Source organism: Pseudomonas sp. NBRC 100443 (assembly GCF_030268185.1).
GTDB lineage: Bacteria > Pseudomonadota > Gammaproteobacteria > Pseudomonadales > Pseudomonadaceae > Pseudomonas > Pseudomonas citronellolis.
The window spans coordinates 72,516-90,536 of sequence record NZ_BSQE01000019.1; the positions used below are offsets into that span (position 1 = coordinate 72,516).

General features: G+C 67.0%; 16 protein-coding genes. 10 read left to right on the forward strand and 6 right to left on the reverse strand.

Translation table 11 applies throughout. The annotated features are described in order from the left end of the window. The first annotated feature begins 664 nt into the window (after window positions 1-664). Genes pgaA through pgaD form a run of 4 tightly spaced genes read left to right on the forward strand, consistent with a single transcriptional unit; the run spans window position 665 to window position 6,845 of the window. Entirely contained in the window at window positions 665-3,067 is a 2,403-nt protein-coding gene (gene pgaA / locus QSJ95_RS23050; RefSeq protein ID WP_285645535.1) for a poly-beta-1,6 N-acetyl-D-glucosamine export porin PgaA, read from the forward strand. A 9-nt stretch (window positions 3,068-3,076) separates the two neighbouring features. Beyond that, complete coding sequence (gene pgaB / locus QSJ95_RS23055) at window positions 3,077-5,080, forward strand: poly-beta-1,6-N-acetyl-D-glucosamine N-deacetylase PgaB (protein WP_285645537.1); 2,004 nt, start codon at window positions 3,077-3,079, stop codon at window positions 5,078-5,080. Further along, entirely contained in the window at window positions 5,077-6,402 is a 1,326-nt protein-coding gene (gene pgaC / locus QSJ95_RS23060; protein ID WP_285645538.1) for a poly-beta-1,6-N-acetyl-D-glucosamine synthase, read from the forward strand. Before pgaB ends, pgaC begins: the two co-directional genes overlap by 4 nt. Then, on the forward strand, window positions 6,402-6,845 hold the full coding sequence (gene pgaD / locus QSJ95_RS23065) for a poly-beta-1,6-N-acetyl-D-glucosamine biosynthesis protein PgaD (protein WP_009621281.1): 444 nt from the start codon (window positions 6,402-6,404) through the stop codon (window positions 6,843-6,845). The genes pgaC and pgaD overlap by 1 nt, the downstream gene beginning before the upstream one ends. Window positions 6,846-6,851: 6 nt before the next feature. Here pgaD and QSJ95_RS23070 read toward each other — a convergent pair whose 3' ends face one another. Then, window positions 6,852-7,067, reverse strand: coding sequence for a hypothetical protein (locus tag QSJ95_RS23070; RefSeq protein ID WP_043319087.1), 216 nt, complete (start codon window positions 7,065-7,067; stop codon window positions 6,852-6,854). Between the two features lie 203 nt (window positions 7,068-7,270). On the opposite strand from QSJ95_RS23070, the gene QSJ95_RS23075 reads away from it, so the two are divergent. Next, entirely contained in the window at window positions 7,271-7,804 is a 534-nt protein-coding gene (locus QSJ95_RS23075) for a hypothetical protein (protein WP_058071978.1), read from the forward strand. A gap of 130 nt (window positions 7,805-7,934) precedes the next feature. Here the strand turns inward: QSJ95_RS23075 and QSJ95_RS23080 are convergent, their stop codons facing one another. Beyond that, entirely contained in the window at window positions 7,935-8,147 is a 213-nt protein-coding gene (locus QSJ95_RS23080) for a helix-turn-helix domain-containing protein (protein WP_058490704.1), read from the reverse strand. Between the two features lie 124 nt (window positions 8,148-8,271). On the opposite strand from QSJ95_RS23080, the gene QSJ95_RS23085 reads away from it, so the two are divergent. Further along, entirely contained in the window at window positions 8,272-8,715 is a 444-nt protein-coding gene (locus tag QSJ95_RS23085) for a helix-turn-helix domain-containing protein (protein ID WP_310889450.1), read from the forward strand. Here QSJ95_RS23085 and QSJ95_RS23090 read toward each other — a convergent pair. Beyond that, entirely contained in the window at window positions 8,712-9,581 is an 870-nt protein-coding gene (locus tag QSJ95_RS23090) for a DUF6685 family protein (RefSeq protein ID WP_285645543.1), read from the reverse strand. The genes QSJ95_RS23085 and QSJ95_RS23090 overlap by 4 nt on opposite strands. A gap of 202 nt (window positions 9,582-9,783) precedes the next feature. Here QSJ95_RS23090 and QSJ95_RS23095 point away from each other — a divergent pair, with 202 nt between their 5' ends. After that, window positions 9,784-10,815: a quinone-dependent dihydroorotate dehydrogenase gene (locus QSJ95_RS23095; protein ID WP_009621290.1), complete on the forward strand. Its 1,032-nt coding sequence runs from the start codon at window positions 9,784-9,786 to the stop codon at window positions 10,813-10,815. 83 nt (window positions 10,816-10,898) lie between these two features. Here the strand turns inward: QSJ95_RS23095 and rmf are convergent, their stop codons facing one another. Further along, window positions 10,899-11,117, reverse strand: coding sequence for a ribosome modulation factor (rmf, locus tag QSJ95_RS23100; protein WP_009621292.1), 219 nt, complete (start codon window positions 11,115-11,117; stop codon window positions 10,899-10,901). Between the two features lie 469 nt (window positions 11,118-11,586). On the opposite strand from rmf, the gene rlmKL reads away from it, so the two are divergent. Then, window positions 11,587-13,767 carry a bifunctional 23S rRNA (guanine(2069)-N(7))-methyltransferase RlmK/23S rRNA (guanine(2445)-N(2))-methyltransferase RlmL gene (gene rlmKL, locus QSJ95_RS23105; protein WP_285645549.1) on the forward strand — a complete coding sequence of 727 codons (2,181 nt, stop codon included), beginning with the start codon at window positions 11,587-11,589 and terminating at the stop codon, window positions 13,765-13,767. Window positions 13,768-13,791: 24 nt separating this feature from the next. On the opposite strand, the gene dacB is transcribed toward rlmKL, so the two are convergent. Further along, complete coding sequence (gene dacB / locus QSJ95_RS23110; RefSeq protein ID WP_058071977.1) at window positions 13,792-15,234, reverse strand: D-alanyl-D-alanine carboxypeptidase/D-alanyl-D-alanine endopeptidase; 1,443 nt, start codon at window positions 15,232-15,234, stop codon at window positions 13,792-13,794. A gap of 244 nt (window positions 15,235-15,478) precedes the next feature. Here dacB and QSJ95_RS23115 point away from each other — a divergent pair, with 244 nt between their 5' ends. Next, window positions 15,479-15,823, forward strand: coding sequence for a YggL 50S ribosome-binding family protein (locus QSJ95_RS23115; protein ID WP_058071976.1), 345 nt, complete (start codon window positions 15,479-15,481; stop codon window positions 15,821-15,823). A 32-nt stretch (window positions 15,824-15,855) separates the two neighbouring features. On the opposite strand, the gene QSJ95_RS23120 is transcribed toward QSJ95_RS23115, so the two are convergent. Continuing rightward, window positions 15,856-17,103, reverse strand: a complete 1,248-nt coding sequence (locus QSJ95_RS23120; RefSeq protein WP_043319078.1) for an EAL domain-containing response regulator — start codon at window positions 17,101-17,103, stop codon at window positions 15,856-15,858. A gap of 283 nt (window positions 17,104-17,386) precedes the next feature. Between QSJ95_RS23120 and QSJ95_RS23125 the strand changes: the two genes are divergently transcribed. After that, a complete protein-coding gene (locus tag QSJ95_RS23125) occupies window positions 17,387-18,013 on the forward strand; it encodes a response regulator transcription factor (RefSeq protein WP_024128782.1) in 627 nt (208 codons plus the stop codon). Window positions 18,014-18,021 lie beyond the last annotated feature (8 nt).

Consider the following 18,021-nt stretch of genomic DNA (forward strand, 5'->3'; position numbering starts at 1 on the left):
CAAAAGAAGGGCCGTATATTTAATACGGCAACATAATCATGAATATGCCGAGAAAATAACGCCGTTATTCTCACTGTCCCCATCGACAGCGTTCAGAAGAATGGCGCGACGTCGAGGGAGCCTGATACCGACACTTTCCCCATCACCCTGCCTTCCTCCTTCCACCCACAGGATCCTTTTCGGACAGGAGGTAGTTATGAAATATCTTGTTACTTTTATTTTCGATCCTTCAGAAGAACCGACTATGGCCAATGGCTATTGGCCATCCATCGACGGGTTTCCCGATAAACAAGAATAAATGTCGATATTTATCGGTATTAAGGCCCCCGAATGGCCTCTCTTGTGAAGTCGTAGCGCACCTCCGTCAAAAAATCGCGCTGCCAGGTTTTGGCTGTATTCGTCAATTTATTGTCTTCTTCTTGGCCGAGATGAGTGGTTCGTCGTAGGACGTCAGCGTTTTTTCGCGAACGGCAGTTGACTAAATTCTGACGGAAAGCTTTTCTTCTCGCCTCAATGTCAATAAACCGGCATGCGGCGGCTGCGTCAGTTATCGACAGAGTGTCGGCTTTCGCGCGGCTTCCATGCAGTTAGGGATGATTGCTTCGTGCTGTCCAAGACCTCCTTGTCCTTTCTCGCTTCGCAGCTTCTCCAGCGACGGCTCCCCATGGGCGGTTGCCTGGCCGTGCTGCTGCTCGGCAGCGCCTGGGCCCAGGCCGCCGAGGATTACGACCAACTGGTGCGCGAGGCCCGCGCCGGCAATTACCAGCCGGCCTTGCAGCGCCTGCGGCAGAACCCCGACGACCCCGCGCGCCTCGACGATCACCTGATCATCGCCGGCTGGGCGGGGCTGGACGAGGAGGTGCTGCAGACCTACCAGCGCCATCCCCAGGCGCGGCTGTCCAGCGGCGCCTGGGCCTCGGTGGCGCGGGCCTATCGCAACCTCAAGCGCTGGCCCCAGGCATTGGAGGCCTACCGTCGCGGCCTGGCCGCCTACCCCGGCGATCAGGCCCTGCAGCAAGGCCAGGCGATGACCCTGGTGGATGCCGGGCGTGGCGCCGAGGCGCTGCAGAAGGCCGCGGCCCTGGTCGCCGCCGCGCCGCGCGATGCCGAGCGGCGCCTGGCCCTGGCCTATGTCCACCAGCAGATGGGCGAGCCCTATGCGGCGCTGTTCCAGGTGGACCAGGCCCGCCAACTGGCCCCGCAGCAAAGCCGTGTGCTCAGCGAATACGTCGATGCCTTGCAGGCCGCCGGCCTGCCGCGCCAGGCGCTGGCCTTCGGCGAGCGCCACCCCGGTGTGCTGTCGGCGGCGCAGCAGCGCAGCCTGCAGGCCGACCGCGTCGCCGAGCTGGTGCGTCTGGCGGAAGTGTCGCCCCTGCGCGACAGCGAGCGCTTCGTGGTCGCCGACCGGGCCATCGCCCTGGCCGACCAGTCGCTCGCGCAATGGGCCAGTGACCCGGCCGCGGCGCAGGAGGTGCGCCGGGTGCGCATCGACCGCCTGGGCGGCCTCTATGCCCGGGCGCGCATGGCCGAGGTGGTCGAGGAATACGAACGGCTGCATGCCGAGGGCGTGGAGCTGCCGCCCTATGCCCTGCGCTGGGTCGCCGGCGCCAGCCTGTACCAGCGCCAGCCGGAGCGGGCCGCGGAACTCTACCGCCAGGTGATCGCCAGCGAGAACGACAAGGACAGCGACTGGATGGACGACCACCAGGGGCTGTTCTACGCCCTGGTGGAAAGCGAACGACTCGACGAGGTGCCTGCCCTGAGCGATGGCCTGGTGGCGCAGCAGCCGATGCGGCTGCATCCGCCGGGCATGGGCGTGGCCCTGCCCAACGACGACTGGCTGGAGGCCCGCCTGCTGCAGGCCAACGGCCGGCTGTACCGCAACGACCTGCCGGCGGCGCAGCAGGACTATGAAAGCCTGGTGGAAAGCGCGCCGGACAACTCGCGGCTGCGCACCGGCCTGGCCAGCACCTACCTGTCCCGCGGCTGGCCGCGGCGCGCCGAAGACCAGCTGAAGATCGCCGAAAGCACCGACCCACGCGGCGTGGCCCTGGAAACCGAGCAGGGCATGGTGGCGCGCGAGCTGCAGGAATGGCGGCAGCTGGACCTGCTGGCCGACGACGTCATCCAGCGCTTCCCCGAACAGTTGCAGGCCCAGCGCCTGGACTACCTGCGCCAGGTCCACCACATGGCTGAGCTGCGCATCAGCGCCTACGGCGGTCATGCCAACGGCGGCGAGGTCAACGGCAGCCGCGACCTGGGCTTCGACAGCGTGCTCTACAGCCCGCCCATCGCCGACCACTGGCGGCTGTTCGGCGGCGCCGGCTACGCCACCGGCGATTTCGAGGAAGGCACCGGGCATTACCGCTGGCAGCGCGTCGGCAGCGAATGGACCGGGCGCAACACCACGCTGGAGGCGGAGGTGTCGCACAACGATTACGGCGACGGCGACAAGCTGGGCCTGCGGCTGTCCGGCGTCCACGACATCGACGACCAATGGCAGTACGGCTGGAGCGCCGCGCGCCTGTCCCGCGAGACGACGCTGCGGGCGCTCAACAGCGGCATCCGCTCCGACCGCCTGGACGGCTACCTGCGCTGGCGCCAGAACGAGCAGCGCGAATGGCGCCTGGCCTATTCGCCCTCGCACTTCAGCGACGGCAACATGCGCCACGAACTCGCCCTGACCGGCAGCCAGCGTGTCTACAGCTCGCCCTACCTGGTGGCGGACCTCGGCCTGGAGGTTTCCGGCAGCCGCAACAGCAAGTCGGAGGACGTCCCCTATTTCAACCCGAAGTCGGACCTGCTGCTGCTGCCCAGCCTGAACCTGGAGCACACCCTCTACCGCCGCTACCAGACGCGCTGGACCCAGCAGGGCCAGCTCGGCGCCGGCAGCTACAGCCAGCAGCACCACGGCACCGGCGCCGTCGGCCTGCTCGGCTACGGCCAGCGCCTGAGCCTGGACGACCGATTCGACGCAGGCTTCAACCTGTCCGCCGTCAGCCGCCCCTACGACGGCGACCGCGAACTGGACTACCGCCTGGTCTTCGACCTCAGCTACCGCTTCTAGGACCCGAACATGAGAGCCACCTACCGTTTCCTGCTGTTGGGGCTGGCGCTGCTGATCGGGGCTTGCGCCAGCGAGGCGCCCCCCTTCGTCGAGCCGGCGCAACGCACCCTCGCCGCCAACGAGAAGCCCTGGCCGTCGGGGCGCATCCTGACCCTGGCCTACCACGAGATCGCCGACAGCGACGCCAACCAGGCCTTCATGACCGTGCGCACCGCCAACCTGGTGGACCAGCTGGCCTGGCTGCACGAGCAGGGCTTCCAGGCGATTTCCGTGGACCAGTTGCTGGCCGCCCGCGCCGGCCGCGGCAGCCTGCCGGAGAAACCGCTGCTGCTGAGCTTCGACGACGGCTACAGCAGCTTCTACCAGCGCGTGCTGCCGATCCTGAAGGCCTACGACTGGCCGGCGATCATGGCGCCGGTGGGCGTCTGGCTGGATACCCCGGACCAGCAGCGCGTGGACTTCGGCGGCCTGGCGGTGGAGCGCCGGCGCTTCCTCACCCGCCAGCAGCTCGCGGAAATCGCCCGGTCCGGCCTGGTGGAAATAGGCGCGCACACCGAGGCCCTGCACTTCGGCGGCCCCGGCAACCCGCAGGGCAGTCAGCTGCCGGCAGCGGCCAACCGCCTGTACCTGGCCAATGCCGGGCGCTACGAAACCGAGGCCGAATACCGCAACCGCGTGGGCATCGACGTCAAGCGCATCAGCCGCACCCTGCAAAGCATCACCGGCAAGGCGCCGCGGGTGTGGGTGTGGCCCTACGGCGCGGCCAGCGGCACCGCCCTGCAGGTGGTCGGCGACGACGGCTACGCCCTGGCCCTGACCCTCGAGGATGGCCTGGGCAGCATCGACCACCTGGACAACCTGCCGCGCTTCCTGCTCAACGGCGACCCCGACCTGCATCACTTCACCTCGGCCATCAGCCGCGTCCAGGCGCAGGACAACCTGCGCGTCGCCCACGTCGACCTGGACTACGTCTACGACCCCGACCCGCAGCAGATGGAGGCCAACCTCGGGCAGCTGGTGCAGCGCATAGCCGACCTGCGCATCAACACCGTGTTCCTCCAGGCCTATGCCGACCCGCTGGGCGATGGCACGGTGAAAGCGCTGTACTTCCCCAACCGGCACCTGCCGATGCGCGCCGACCTGTTCAACCGCGCCGCCTGGCAGCTGCGCACCCGCGCCGGCGTGGAAGTGTTCGCCTGGATGCCGGTGCTGGCCTTCGACCTGTCGCCGCAGCTGCCGCGGGTGCAGCGCTGGGACCCGCACAGCGGGCGCCTGGAGATCGACCCGCAGCAGTACCGGCGGCTGTCGCCGTTCGACCCCGAAGTACGCCGGCAGATCACCGAGATCTACGAGGACCTGGCCGGGCACGCCGCCTTCGCCGGCTTGCTGTTCCACGACGACGCGCTGTTCTCCGACTTCGAGGATGCCGGGCCCCAGGCGCTGGCGGCCTATCGCGCGGCCGGCCTGCCGGGCGACATCGCCAGCCTGCGCGGCGATGCGCAGACGCTGCAGCGCTGGACGCGCTTCAAGAGCCGCTACCTCATCGACTTCACCCGCCAGCTCGCCGAGCGCGTGCGCGCCATCCGCGGCCCGCAGGTGCAGACGGCGCGCAACATCTATGCGCTGCCGATCCTCGAACCGCAGAGCGAAGCCTGGTTCGCGCAGAACCTGGACGACTTCCTGGCCGCCTACGACTGGACCGCGCCCATGGCCATGCCGCTGATGGAGGGCGTGCCCCTGGAGCAGTCCGAGGCCTGGCTGCAGCGCCTGGTGCGCGAAGTGGCCAAGCGCCCCGGCGCGCTGCAGCGCAGCGTCTTCGAACTGCAGGCGCGCGACTGGCGCGAGGGGCGCGAGGCGCCCATCGACGCCGCGCAGTTGCGGCGCTGGATGCACCGCCTGCAGTGGGAGGGCGTGCGCAGCTTCGGTTACTACCCGGACGATTTCGTCAACGACCAGCCCGAACTCAAGGCGCTGCGTCCGGCCATCTCCAACGCCTGGTACCCCGAGCCATGATCGATCGCATCGTTGCCTTGCTGGTCCTGCTGCTGTTGCTCGGCGGCCCGATCGGCGTAGCCATCGTCCTCACCGGCGAGATACTGCTGAACTTCGTGTTCTTCTATCCACTGTTCATGTCGGCCCTGTGGATGGCCGGCGGCATCTACTTCTGGGCGCACTGGGAACGCCACTGGGCCTGGCCGGAGGACGTCCCGCATCTCGCCGGCGAGCCGCTGGTGTCGATCCTGATCCCCTGCTTCAACGAGGGCGACAACGCCGCCGACACCATAGGCGCGGCCCTCGCGCAGCACTATCCGAACATCGAAGTCATCGCCATCAACGACGGTTCCTCCGACAACACCGCGCAGGTGCTCGATGCCCTGGCCGAAGGCGAGCCGCGGCTGCGCGTGCTGCACCTGGCGCAGAACCAGGGCAAGGCCGTGGCCCTGCGCATGGGCGCGCTGGCCGCGCGCAGCGAGTACCTGGTGTGCATCGACGGCGACGCGCTGCTCGACGCCAACGCCGCGGCCTACCTGGTGGCCCCGCTGATCGACAACCCGCGGGTCGGCGCGGTGACCGGCAACCCGCGCATCCGCACGCGCTCGACGCTGATCGGCCGCGTCCAGGTCGGCGAGTTCTCTTCCATCATCGGCCTGATCAAGCGCACCCAGCGCGTCTACGGGCGGGTCTTCACCGTCTCCGGCGTGGTCGCCGCGTTCCGCCGCACGGCCCTGGCGCGGGTCGACTACTGGAGCACGGACATGATCACCGAGGACATCGACATCAGCTGGAAGCTGCAGCTGGATCACTGGTCGATCTTCTACGAGCCGCGCGCGCTGTGCTGGATCCTCATGCCCGAGACCTTGCGCGGTCTGTGGAAGCAGCGCCTGCGCTGGGCGCAGGGCGGGGCCGAGGTGCTGCTGAAGAACATCCGCAGCATCTGGACCTGGCGCTACCGCTACATGTGGCCGCTGCTGATCGAGTTCAGCCTGTCGGCGGCCTGGGCCTTCACCTTCCTGCTGTCGGTCCTGCTCTGGGCGCTCGGCCTGGTGGTCGAGATGCCGCCCAGCCTGCGCGTCGCCAACATAGTGCCGCCGGCCTTCACCGGGCTGCTGCTGGCCTGCGTGTGCCTGCTGCAGTTCGCCCTGAGCCTGCTGATCGAAAGGCGCTATGAGCGTCACCTGGCGAGTTCGCTGTTCTGGGTGATCTGGTACCCCTTCGCTTTCTGGCTGGTCACCTTGCTGACCACCCTGGTGAGTTTCCCCAAGGTCATGCTCAAGACGCGCCAGGCCCGGGCGCGCTGGACCAGCCCCGACCGTGGCATCAAGAGGAGTTCGTGATGAACCTGATCAAGACACCGCAGCACTGGCTGCCCCGGAGCCTGGACGTTCTGCTGACCCTGTGCGCCTGGGCGATCTTCGTCTGGCTGATGGAGCGCGGCATCGCCAGCCTGCTCGCCAGCGGCTGGCGAGGGCCGCGCCTGGACTGGGGCGGGCAGTTCCTGCAGACGCTCGATACGCTGATGGTCTATGTGCTGTGCAGCGCCTTGATCGCCGCGCTGCTGGTGTCCTGGGCCCGCTACAACCAGATTCGCGCGGCGCGCTACGAACGCCGCTCACGCATGCCCGACCTGTCCCGGCAGGCGCTGTCGCGCAGCTTCAACATCAGTGGCGATACCCTGGCCCGCCTGCACGGGGCCCAGGTGGTGACCCTGCACAACGACGAGCATGGCAACCTGGTGTGGGTGGAGAACCCGGCGGAGATGGAAGTCGAGACGCCCTGAGCGGCCTCAGCTGCCGCTGTTGCCGTGGTGCGGCTCGGTCAGGGCGCGGCGGTAGCGCGCGTAGAGGTCGCTGTCCATGTTGCTGGCGCTGAGGATCTTCAGGGCGAAGGCCTTGACCTCGGCGTCGCTGTACGCCCGCTGGGGCTCGGTGGCTGCCGGTTGCGCGGCGCAGCCCACCAGCACGGGGACGGCCAGCACCAGGCTGGAAAGGGATCGGAACATGGCGGGTTCACCCGGGGCATGGATAGTGGGGATGGGCAAAGGCTAGCGATGAGCGGCCGGCCAGGGAAATCATCCCGGTCGATAGTCGCTATCGTCCGAGCCGGCTTCCGACACCCGGGAGCGCCAATAGGTTCCGGCGGCCCAGCAAGCCGGGCCGAATCCGGCTATCCTTCGCGGCCTTCGCCACTTCCCGGGACCGCGCCATGAAAGAACAGCTCGTCGAACTCCTTACCCTGATCAGCTCCGGCTGCATGGGCGCGGAGGAAATCCGCCAGATCGCCGAGGATGCCGCCGCGGCCTACGCCGACCCCGAGGCCTTCCTCGCCGCCAACCCGGACATCAACTACGACGACAGCTTCCCCATCCCGCTGGGCGAGTGGGTGGTGGTCGGCAGCCTGCCGGACATCGTGCTGTTCCAGGGCGACGACTACAAGGAACTGTTCGAAGGCATCCGCGCCTCGTTCGACGCCAGCGTGAACTTCGTGCTGCAGGCCAAGCAGCTGCACAAGGCCGAGCCGCTCGCCGCGCTGAAGCGCATCCAGGTGCAGCTCGGCGCGCTCTATCCGGAAAAGGGCGGCTACGTGCTGCTGGACTTCAGCGAACCGCTGGACGACGAACTGCAGGCGGTGCTGGTGTACCGCTGCGACCTGGAAAGGGTCATGGCCCTGTGCCTGGAAATCGGCATTCCGGCGGCGCCGGCCTACGAACGCCTGGTCGAGGCCAGCCGGGAAGAGTGATGCCCCCTCGGCCGCCGTCCTTCCGGCGGCCCCTGCCAGGGAAAAACGCCCTGGCTATTCTCCAGGCATGGCGGATGACCGCGCACCTGTTCCCGGTGGGCTGCTTATAAATGTGGGAGTTCCGGCGTGTTCAGGGCTTTGGCTTCCCGTCCGAGCGTAGGAATGCTCTGAGGTCAACCAGGCGATGTCCTGCAATTACCCGCGTCGGCAGCTTGCCGTTGGCGATCCATTCCTCCAGAACCTCCGGCTGATCGGACATCCCGAGCAATTCGGCGAAACGCTCGAGGCTCAGGTAATAGGTTTCGTCCTCGGGAGCGGGGGAGAAGGGTTCTTCCACTTTCATGTGGTGTCCTGCACCATGGCCTGCGCTATTAGGGGAGGGAGACTAAATGACTCTCTCGAGACAATACACTAAATATTAGTGTTTTTGTATGGTGCTTCGAATGTCCGGAAATGGATTACAGATCGTGAAGAAACGTTTCCTTTTTACCGCTGGGGAAAGACTGCGTGGCCTGCGTGAGCTGACCGGGCTCAAACGCCCGGAATTCGCCAAGATCGTCGGCATGAAGGCCAAGACGGTGGAGAACATCGAGTTCGGTCGCCAGCGCATGCGCGACGAGGATTTCGAGAAGGTCTGCAGCGTCTATCCGGATTTCGCCCGCTGGATCACCTACGAAGGGCCCATCGACTCGGCGTCGGTGGCCTGGGAGATCGCCGATTCGGCGCAGTCCGCCGCCGTCTACCTGGTGGAGCAGAACCCCGCATTGCTGGAGAGCAGCAGCCTCAGCCTGGAGGAGTGGCGCAACCGCCACCACGACGTGCTCGAGCGCCTGCGCCATGAGCCGGGGCGCGAGCTCGTCGCAGAGACCGACGACGATGACGACGAGTCCGAAGAAGAGACGCGGGACTAGGCGACGCAGCCGCGCAGGTAGCCCAGCAGGTCCGGGGCGCCGATGCTGCGCAGGCCGGCGCCGAATTCGTCGGCTTGCGGGTGGTCCTTGGGCAGCAGCAGGGATTCCGGCGTTTCGCTGTTGAACAGGCCGAAGCGCGCATAGGGCAGGCCGGTGTCCAGCAGCAGGCCCATGAACCCGGCATCGCTCCAGGCCTGGGTCGGCATCGCCAGCATGTGGTAGCGCCGCTCCAGGTCGTCCAGGGCGCTGCCCTGCAGGCTGAACTGGCGCACCCTGCCGGGCAGGCGCAGTTCCAGGCCGCGGCGGCGCGCATAGGCCACCGCGCAGGCGAACGCCTCGGTGTGGTTGTCCAGCTCCAGGAACAGCCGCTGGCCATGCCAGTCGGCCTGGCGCAATTGCAGCTCCACGCCGCGCTCGAAGCCGGGCAGGGCCTGCCCGAGCGCCTTGCCGAAATCCCGGTAGCTGATGATCCGCACCTTGCGTCCGGCGTCGCCGGCCGCCACGGCTTCGAAGTCGGGTAGCGCCGAATTCGCCAGGGGGCCGCGGGTGCACAGGCCGTCCACCTCGCGCAGGTCGACATCGTGCAGCTCCAGCAGACGGGAGCCGACCAGTTTCTTCAGTGCGGCATGGGCGCGCGCCTTGTCTTCCTGCACCGGCCCGGACAGGGCGCCGCGCGGCAGGTCGATCAGGCGGTACAGCGGCGCGCCGGACTGCCAGCCGATGCCGCTGGGCGGGCTCGCCGGGGCGCTGAAGCTCAGGGCCAGGGACCGGGTGCGCTGCGAGACCTTGTGCAGGTCGGCGTTGCCGAGCCCCAGGCGCTGGGCGATGGCCGCGAGGCGCTGGGCCATGTTGCGGGGTGGATTCATGATCGAAGGCAAACTCCCGATGCCCGGCCGACAGCCCTAAGCATAGGTAAGCCAGTCGCGGTTGTGCTTCCGGGCAGTGACAAATGTTGCTTCCTTCCTTTCAAGGGCGGGCGCCATGCCGGGGCCCGCCGCGGCCGCGCCTCGCCTAGGGACAGGCCGGCCGGCTATACTAGCGCCCCATTTTGCCGACCGATGCCCGACCATGTATAGCCTGGCCCGCGAGCTGCTGTTCAAACTCTCCCCGGAAACCTCCCACGAGCTGTCCATCGACCTGATCGGCGCCGGCGGCCGCCTGGGGCTCAACGGCCTGTTCTGCCCGAAGCCGGCCAGCCTGCCGGTGCAGGTCATGGGCATCGACTTCCCCAACCCGGTGGGCCTGGCCGCCGGCCTGGACAAGAACGGCGACGCCATCGACGGCTTCGCCCAGCTGGGCTTCGGCTTCGTCGAGATCGGCACCGTCACCCCGCGCCCGCAGCCGGGCAACCCCAAGCCGCGGCTGTTCCGCCTGCCGCAGGCCACCGCGATCATCAACCGCATGGGTTTCAACAACCTGGGCGTCGACCACCTGGTGGAGCGGGTCAAGGCCGCGAAGTACCGCGGCGTGCTGGGCATCAACATCGGCAAGAATTTCGATACCCCGGTCGAGCGCGCGGTGGACGACTACCTGATCTGTCTGGACAAGGTCTACGCCCACGCCAGCTACGTCACGGTCAACGTCAGTTCGCCGAACACCCCGGGCCTGCGCAGCCTGCAGTTCGGCGACTCGCTCAAGCAACTGCTGGAGGCCCTGCGCCAGCGCCAGGAAGACCTGGCCGAACAGCATGGCCGCCGCGTGCCGCTGGCGATCAAGATCGCCCCGGACATGACCGACGAGGAAACCGCCCTGGTCGCCGCGGCGCTGGTGGAGGCGGGGATGGATGCGGTGATCGCCACCAACACCACCCTGGGCCGCGAAGGCGTCGAGGGGCTGCCGTTCGGTGACGAGGCCGGCGGCCTGTCGGGCGCGCCGGTGCGCGAGAAGAGCACCCACACGGTCAAGGTGCTGGCTGGCGAACTGGGCGGCCGCCTGCCGATCATCGCCGCCGGCGGCATCACCGAGGGCGCCCACGCGGCGGAGAAGATCGCCGCCGGCGCGAGCCTGGTGCAGATCTACTCGGGCTTCATCTACAAGGGGCCGGCGCTGATCCGCGAGGCGGTGGACGCCATCGCCCAGGCGCAGCGCGCGGGCAAATAAAAAGGGCTCCTTTCGGAGCCCTTGGGCTTACGCCCTGCCGCCCGGATGGGGCGTGCCTTGGGGAAATCGGTGTGATCCTTTGGTCAACTGGTGGCGTGTTGCATCTGATTCAGACGTTGAAGACCGGCGGTGCCGGTGAGGCCATCCCAGTTGTCGCCGCGACCCTCGCGCCAGCCATTGAGCCAGGACTGCCGGGTGGTGGGATGGGTGAAAGGACAGAGATCGCGAGACTTGCCACTGATGCCGTACTGGTAACCGCGCATAAAGGCTCTTTCCAACGGATCACGCTTGAGTCTTCTCATAGGGTGTTGCCCTCACTTGTTGACTGTTATGTCCCGTTGGCCCCCTGGGGAGGCCTGGCGGACAGTTCCGCCAAAAAGGGGCCTGTTGCCGGCGTGACAGACCCCGCCCGACACCTTTGCGGCGACGGGTTAAGCTGAGTTCTAAACCATGGGCTTCGAGCCTGTGAACAACCAATTTGTCATAAAGACTTAACTCTTATGGGTTCAAGCCATAAGTTTTTCCCCCGGGCGGGTCGGGCAAATTGCCCGAAACCGCATGTTCAGGGGCTTGTGCGAGGCAGCCTGGCGAACTGCCAGGAAATTGAGAGGTTCTCTCATCCCGACGAGCGGGCAAGTACCTGCGACCTCGGGTCGCAGGTTTTGTGAAACCTTTTGAAATGAACCATGGCCGGGTGCCAGCGTTTTCACGCGGCATCCGCTCAACAGGGGCCGAGGCCCCTCTGGAAAGGGCTGCGGCCCGGGAATGGCGATGTCGGAACACTACGAACTCTTCCTCACCTGCCCCAAGGGCCTCGATGGCCTGCTGCTGGACGAGGCGCAGGCGCTGGGCCTGAGCGATGCCCGCGCGCAGGTGTCCGCCGTGCGCGGCCGCGGCGACCTGGAGACGGCCTACCGGCTGTGCCTCTGGTCGCGCCTGGCCAACCGCGTGCTGCTGGTGTTGGCGCGCTTCCCGGTGGCCAACGCCGAGGAACTCTACCTGGGCGTGAACGCGGTCAACTGGAGCGATCACCTGGACCCCGGCGGCAGCCTGGCGGTGGAGTTCAGCGGCAAGGGCTCGGGCATCGACAACACCCACTTCGGCGCGCTCAAGGTCAAGGACGCCATCGTCGACAACCTGCGCGCCGAGTTCGGCCGGCGGCCGACGGTGGACAAGGTCAACCCGGACATCCGCGTCCACCTGCACCTAGACCGCGGCCAGGCGGTGCTGTCCCTGGACCTCTCCGGGCACAGCCTGCACCAGCGCGGCTACCGCCTGCAGCAGGGCGCCGCGCCGCTGAAGGAAAACCTCGCCGCGGCCATCCTCATCCGCGCCGGCTGGCCGCAGCTGGCCGCCGAGGGCGGGGCGCTGTCCGACCCCATGTGCGGCGTCGGCACCTTCCTGATCGAGGCCGGCCTGATGGCCGCCGACATCGCCCCCAACCTCAAACGCGAGCACTGGGGCTTCGACAAGTGGCTGGGCCACGTCCCGGTCCTCTGGCGCAAGCTGCTGGCCGAGGCCGAGCAACGCGCCGCCGTCGGCCTGGCGCGGCCGCCGCTGTGGATCCGCGGCTACGAGGCGGACCCGCGGCTGATCCAGCCGGCGCGCAACAACATCGAGCGCGCCGGTCTGGGCGAATGGGTGAAGGTCTACCAGGGCGAGCTGGCCACCTTCGAACCGCGCCCGGACAAGGGCCAGCGCGGCCTGGTGATCTGCAACCCGCCCTACGGCGAGCGCCTGGGCGACGAGGCCAGCCTGCTGTACCTCTACCAGCACCTGGGCGAGCGCCTGCGCCAGGCCTGCCTGGGCTGGAACGCCGCGGTCTTCACCGGGGCGCCGGAGCTGGGCAAGCGCATGGGCATCCGTAGCCACAAGCAGTACGCCTTCTGGAACGGCGCACTGCCGTGCAAGCTGCTGATGTTCGAGGTGGAGCCGCGCCAGTTCGTCACCGGCGAGCGCGGTGCCGAGGCGCGCCAGGACGGCGCCGTGCAAGCTCCGGCGGAGCCGGCGCGCCTGAGCGAGGGCGGGCAGATGTTCGCCAACCGCCTGCAGAAGAACCTCAGGCAACTGGGCAAATGGGCCAGGCGCGAGAAGATCGAATGCTACCGCGTGTATGACGCGGACATGCCCGAGTACGCCCTGGCCGTGGACCTGTACCGCGACTGGGTGCACGTGCAGGAATACGCCGCGCCCAAGTCCATCGACCCGGCCAAGGCCCAGGCCCGCCTGCTCGACGCCCTGGCGGCGCTGCCGCAGGCCCTCGGCATCCCCAGCGAGCGCATCGTCATCAAGCGCCGCGAGCGCCAGGCCGGCAGGAAGCAGTACGAGCGGCAGAACAGCGAAGGCCGCTTCATGGAAGTGGAGGAGGGCGGCGTGCGCCTGCTGGTCAACCTCACCGACTACCTGGACACCGGGCTATTCCTCGACCACCGGCCGATGCGCCTGCGCCTGCAGCGCGAGGCCGCCGGCAAGCGCTTCCTCAACCTGTTCTGCTACACCGCCACCGCCACTGTGCATGCGGCCAAGGGCGGCGCGCGCAGCACCACCAGCGTCGACCTGTCGAAGACCTATCTGGATTGGGCGCGGCGCAACCTGTCGCTCAATGGTTTCTCCGACAAGCAGAAGCTGGTGCAGAGCGATGTCATGGAATGGCTGCGGGCGGACCGCGGCGAGTACGACCTGATCTTCATCGACCCGCCGACCTTCTCCAACTCCAAGCGCATGGAGGGGGTGTTCGACGTGCAGCGCGACCAGGTCGAGCTGATCGACCTGGCCATGACGCGCCTGGCCAAGGGCGGCGTGCTGTATTTCTCCAACAACTTCCGCAAGTTCGAGCTGGAGCCGAGCCTGGCGGCGCGCTACCAGGTCGAGGACATCAGCGCCCAGACCCTCGACCCGGACTTCGCCCGCAACCCGAAGATCCACCGGGCCTGGCGCATCAGCGCTCGCTGATTCGCCAGGGCCCCGCGGCCGGTTTCACTGGCCGCGGGTGGAGGCGTAGAGGTCCAGCAGCACCTGGTCGAGGATGGACGAAGCGCCCCACGGCCGGTTGCTGTTGAGGATGGCCACCACCACCCAGTTGTTGCCGCGGGCGTCGCGGCTGAACCCGGCCAGGGCGCGGACGGTGTTGAGGGTGCCGGTCTTGACGTGGGCCTCGCCGGTCATGGGCGTGTGGCGCAGGCGCTTGCGCATGGTGCCGTCGACGCCGACGATCGGCAGCGAGGAGATGTACTCCGAGGCGTAGGGGCTGTGCCAGGCGGCCTGCAGCATGGCAGCCATCTCGCGGGCGCTGACGCGCTCGTCGCGGGACAGGCCGGAGCCGTTCTCCATCACCAGGTGCGAAGCGGTGATGCCCTTGCGCGCCAGCCACTGGCGGATCACCCGCTGTGCCGCCAGGCCATCGTTGGCGTCCGCGCTGGTGCGGTTCTGCGCGCCGATGCTGAGGAACACCTGGCGGGCCATGGTGTTGTTACTGTACTTGTTGATGTCGCGGATGATGTCCACGGTGTCCGGCGACAGCGCGCGGGCCAGCAGGGTGGCGTTCTTCGGCACGGTGCCCTGGCGGTCGGCGCCGCTGATGCTGCCGCCCAGTTCCTGCCAGATGCCGCGGATGGCGCCGGCGGTGTAGCCCGGATGGTCGAGCAGCGACATGTAGGTCTGCGCGCTGCAGCCGCGCGGAATCTCGCCGGCGGCCACCAGCACGGTGCCCTCGGCGCGGGTTTCCGGCACGAAGCGCAGCTTCGGCCAGGCCGGGCAGTTGGCCGGGCCGCTGACCTTGATCTGGTTCTCCAGGCGCACGTTGGCCAGCGGCGGGTCCATCATCACCGAGGCCTGGTTGCCTTCGCTGCGCACCACCAGGCGCACGCTCTTGAGGTTGACCATGGCGGCGTCGGGGCCGACCAGGAACGGCTTGTTGTCGTCGCCGCCGTCATCGTTGAACACCGGCAGCTGCGGCTGGTTGAAGTAGCTGCGGTCCAGCACCAGGTCGCCGTTGACCTTGAGCACGCCGTTGGCGCGCAGGTCGCGCATCATCAGCCAGAGCTTTTCCAGGTTCAGCTTGGGGTCGCCGCCGCCCTTGAGGTAGAGGTTGCCGTTGAGCACGCCGTCCTGCAGCTTGCCGTCGGTGTAGAACTCGGTCTTCCACTGGTAGGTGGGGCCCAGCAGCTCCAGGGCGGCATAGGTGGTGAACAGCTTCATGGTCGAGGCCGGGTTCACCGAGACGTCGGCGTTGAAGTAGGTGGGCGTACCCGGGCCATCCAGGGGGATCATCACCAGCGACAGGGCGTCGTTGGTCAGCTTGCTGGCCTTGAGCGCCTTCTCCACCCGTTCGGGCAGGGCGGACTTGATCGGGGCGGCCAGGGTGGGCAGGGCGAAGGGCAGCAGGGTGGCGAAGGCGAGAACACGCAGTGACTTGAACATATTTGAAGTGAAATCCCGGTTCAGGGCATTGACATGACGAAGGTGACGAAAGAAGACACTGACGATAGACGATTGCGCCAGTGACGCGGCAACGCGCCGGCGCATTATGCCGCAAGCCGTTGCGGGATGCGCTGGGGTTTGTGAGCCGATGCGCGTGGGAGCGCCGCGCCCGAGCTGCTAGAGTCTGTGCGGGGCGGCTCCCGCCCAGCCCCGCATGCCGTCATCAATCGAGGAGATCCGCCACATGGCCAGCAACCGTTCCCGTCGTCTGCGCAAGAAACTCTGCGTCGATGAATTCCAGGAACTGGGGTTCGAGTTGTCGCTCGACTATCGCGAAGGGCTCCCCGAACAGGAGCAGCAGGCCTTCCTGAAGCGCTTCGTGGAGCAGGCCATTACCGCCAACGGCCTGGCCTATACCGGTTGCGACGATTTCGGCTTCGTGTGCCTGGCGCGCCGCGGCTCGGTCACCGAGGAGCAGCGCAAGGCCGTGGAGGACTGGCTGAAGCAGCAGGGCGAGCTGAGCGGCAGTTCGGTCAGCCCCCTGCAGGATGCCTGGTATCCGGAGCAGCCCATTCACCAGCCTGGCTGAGAACGGGCTGAGGGTGGGCGCCCGCCCCGGGTTCAGCCCGGTGGGTTCTGCGCGCCCTCCAACTCCAGCGCGGAGCCGGCTTCCGTCTCCGGCGGTTGCAGGTCGACGCCCGTCCAGTGGCGATAGGCGTCCTCCGACATCGGCCGGGCGAACAGGAAGCCCTGGCCGAACCGGCAGCCCAGTTCGCGCATGCGCTGCAGTTGCTGGTAGGTCTCGATGCCCTCGGCGATCACCCGCAACTGCAGGTGGCGCGCCAGCACCAGGGTGCTGGCGACCGACTCGTGGGTGCGCGGGTTGTGCTGCATGTCGCGGATGAAGGAGGCGTCCAGCTTGATTTCGTTGCAGGGCAGGTCGCAAAGGCGCTGCAGCGAGGAGTAGCCGGTGCCGAAGTCGTCGATGGCGACGTTGCAGCCGAGCAGGCGCAGGCGGGTGAGGTTCTCCAGGCTGGCCAGGGGCGTGGTCGCCAGCCCCCCTTCGATGATCTCGATGGTCAGGCTGGCAGGGTCGACGCCGGTCTGCCGCAGTTTTTCCTTCAGGTGGCCGGCCAGGTCGCGCTGCTGCAGCACCTCGAGGTCGATGTTGATCGACAGCGCCCGCTGGGTGCCGTGACGCAGCTCGCGCCGGGCGAAATCCAGGGCCTGGTCCAGGACCAGGTCGAAGAGGTCGGGCAGCAGCTTCATCCGGCGGATCGCGGCGAGGAAGTAGGCCGGGCGCAACAGCCCGTGGACCGGGTGGTCCCAGCGCACCAGCACCTCGGCGCCGATCTCCTGCAGGGTGTCGAGGTCGACCTTGGGCTGGTAGTAGGCCCTGAGCTCCCGGTTGCGCATGGCCTGCCAGACCTCCAGCGCCGATGGCGTCGGCCGCGGCAGCGGCGGGGCGGCGGCGGGCGCAGGGCTGTAGTGGCGCAGGCGTGCCTGCAGGCTGGACATCTGCAGCGGCTTGGTCAGCTCGCCGAGCACCGACAGGCCGTACAGCGTGGCGATGTGGGCGATGGCCCGGCGCAGGTCGGCGGGGACCTCGCTGACCACGATGATCGCCCGCAGCAGCTTCTCCTGGGCCGCCAGGCGCAGGAACCCGAGCAGGTCCATGCCCGGCGGCAGCACGTCGCAGATGCAGATGTCGACTCCGCCCTTCTGCCTCAGCAGTTCGATGGCGCTGTCCCCGTCGCCGGCGGCCAGGACCTGCTCGTAGCCGAGGACCCGCAAGCCGTGCACGGTGGCCTCGCGCAGAAATGCATGGTCCTCCAGCACCAGCAGGCTGGATGGGATCGATATGTTCATGGTCGCGCGTACCGAATTGGATAACGGCCGCAGTGTGCCGGCTGGCGGGTGCCATTTATTTAAAAAACTTCCATTTCCGTTGTAGGAAATTGCATTAGGAGGTGTTGAAAAAGTCCGGCTTGAAAGTTAACGGAAGTTGGTCGATCAAGTTTGTGTAGGAATTTATACTTTGATGTATGGGAATTTACTTAAGATGTTAAAAGTGGCACCAGTTAATCTCGACACTGATTTCCTAGACGATATCTTACGGCGCACTCTTGGGAAGTCTGTCGGAGATTGAAAATTGAGCAAGGTTCTTATCGTCGATGATCATCCGGTGATACGGATGGCAATGCGCGTTCTGCTGGAAAAGGAAGGTCATACCATCATCGGGGAAACCGACAACGGCGTGGACGCCCTGTCCCTGGTGAAGGATCTGCTGCCGGAGCTGGTGGTGCTGGACATCGGCATCCCCAAGCTGGACGGGCTAGAAGTCATCAGCCGTCTGACCGCGTTCAACCTGCCCCTGAAGATCCTCGTGCTGACCGGCCAGAGCGCCTCGCTCTACGCCATGCGCTGCATGCAGGCCGGGGCCTCCGGGTTCGTCTGCAAGCAGGGCGGGCTGGCCGAGTTGATCAGCGCGGTCAATGCGGTGATCGCCGGGTACAACTATTTCCCCAGCACGGCCGTGCGCCCGGCGCGCAAGAACAACGGCAGCATGGATGACCATGAACTCATCCAGCGCCTCTCCGACCGGGAAATGTCGGTATTGCAATACCTGGCCAATGGTTATTCGAACAAGGACATCTCCGAGCAGATGTTCATCAGCAACAAGACCGTCAGTACCTACAAGACGCGCCTGCTGCTGAAGCTCAATGCCCATTCGCTGGTCGACCTGATCGAGTTCGCCAAGCGCAACGCACTGGTCTGAGACAGTCG

What these genes read in the sequence shown, in the direction of transcription:
- rmf (WP_009621292.1), bottom strand. Translation starts at nt 11,117, where the DNA reads ATGAGAAGACTCAAGCGTGATCCGTTGGAAAGAGCCTTTATGCGCGGT.
- pgaB (WP_285645537.1), top strand. Translation starts at nt 3,077, where the DNA reads ATGAGAGCCACCTACCGTTTCCTGCTGTTGGGGCTGGCGCTGCTGATC.
- QSJ95_RS23080 (WP_058490704.1), bottom strand. Translation starts at nt 8,147, where the DNA reads ATGAAAGTGGAAGAACCCTTCTCCCCCGCTCCCGAGGACGAAACCTAT.
- dacB (WP_058071977.1), bottom strand. Translation starts at nt 15,234, where the DNA reads ATGTTCAAGTCACTGCGTGTTCTCGCCTTCGCCACCCTGCTGCCCTTC.
- QSJ95_RS23075 (WP_058071978.1), top strand. Translation starts at nt 7,271, where the DNA reads ATGAAAGAACAGCTCGTCGAACTCCTTACCCTGATCAGCTCCGGCTGC.
- pgaC (WP_285645538.1), top strand. Translation starts at nt 5,077, where the DNA reads ATGATCGATCGCATCGTTGCCTTGCTGGTCCTGCTGCTGTTGCTCGGC.
- QSJ95_RS23115 (WP_058071976.1), top strand. Translation starts at nt 15,479, where the DNA reads ATGGCCAGCAACCGTTCCCGTCGTCTGCGCAAGAAACTCTGCGTCGAT.
- pgaD (WP_009621281.1), top strand. Translation starts at nt 6,402, where the DNA reads ATGAACCTGATCAAGACACCGCAGCACTGGCTGCCCCGGAGCCTGGAC.
- QSJ95_RS23120 (WP_043319078.1), bottom strand. Translation starts at nt 17,103, where the DNA reads ATGAACATATCGATCCCATCCAGCCTGCTGGTGCTGGAGGACCATGCA.
- QSJ95_RS23070 (WP_043319087.1), bottom strand. Translation starts at nt 7,067, where the DNA reads ATGTTCCGATCCCTTTCCAGCCTGGTGCTGGCCGTCCCCGTGCTGGTG.
- rlmKL (WP_285645549.1), top strand. Translation starts at nt 11,587, where the DNA reads ATGTCGGAACACTACGAACTCTTCCTCACCTGCCCCAAGGGCCTCGAT.
- QSJ95_RS23090 (WP_285645543.1), bottom strand. Translation starts at nt 9,581, where the DNA reads ATGAATCCACCCCGCAACATGGCCCAGCGCCTCGCGGCCATCGCCCAG.
- pgaA (WP_285645535.1), top strand. Translation starts at nt 665, where the DNA reads ATGGGCGGTTGCCTGGCCGTGCTGCTGCTCGGCAGCGCCTGGGCCCAG.
- QSJ95_RS23095 (WP_009621290.1), top strand. Translation starts at nt 9,784, where the DNA reads ATGTATAGCCTGGCCCGCGAGCTGCTGTTCAAACTCTCCCCGGAAACC.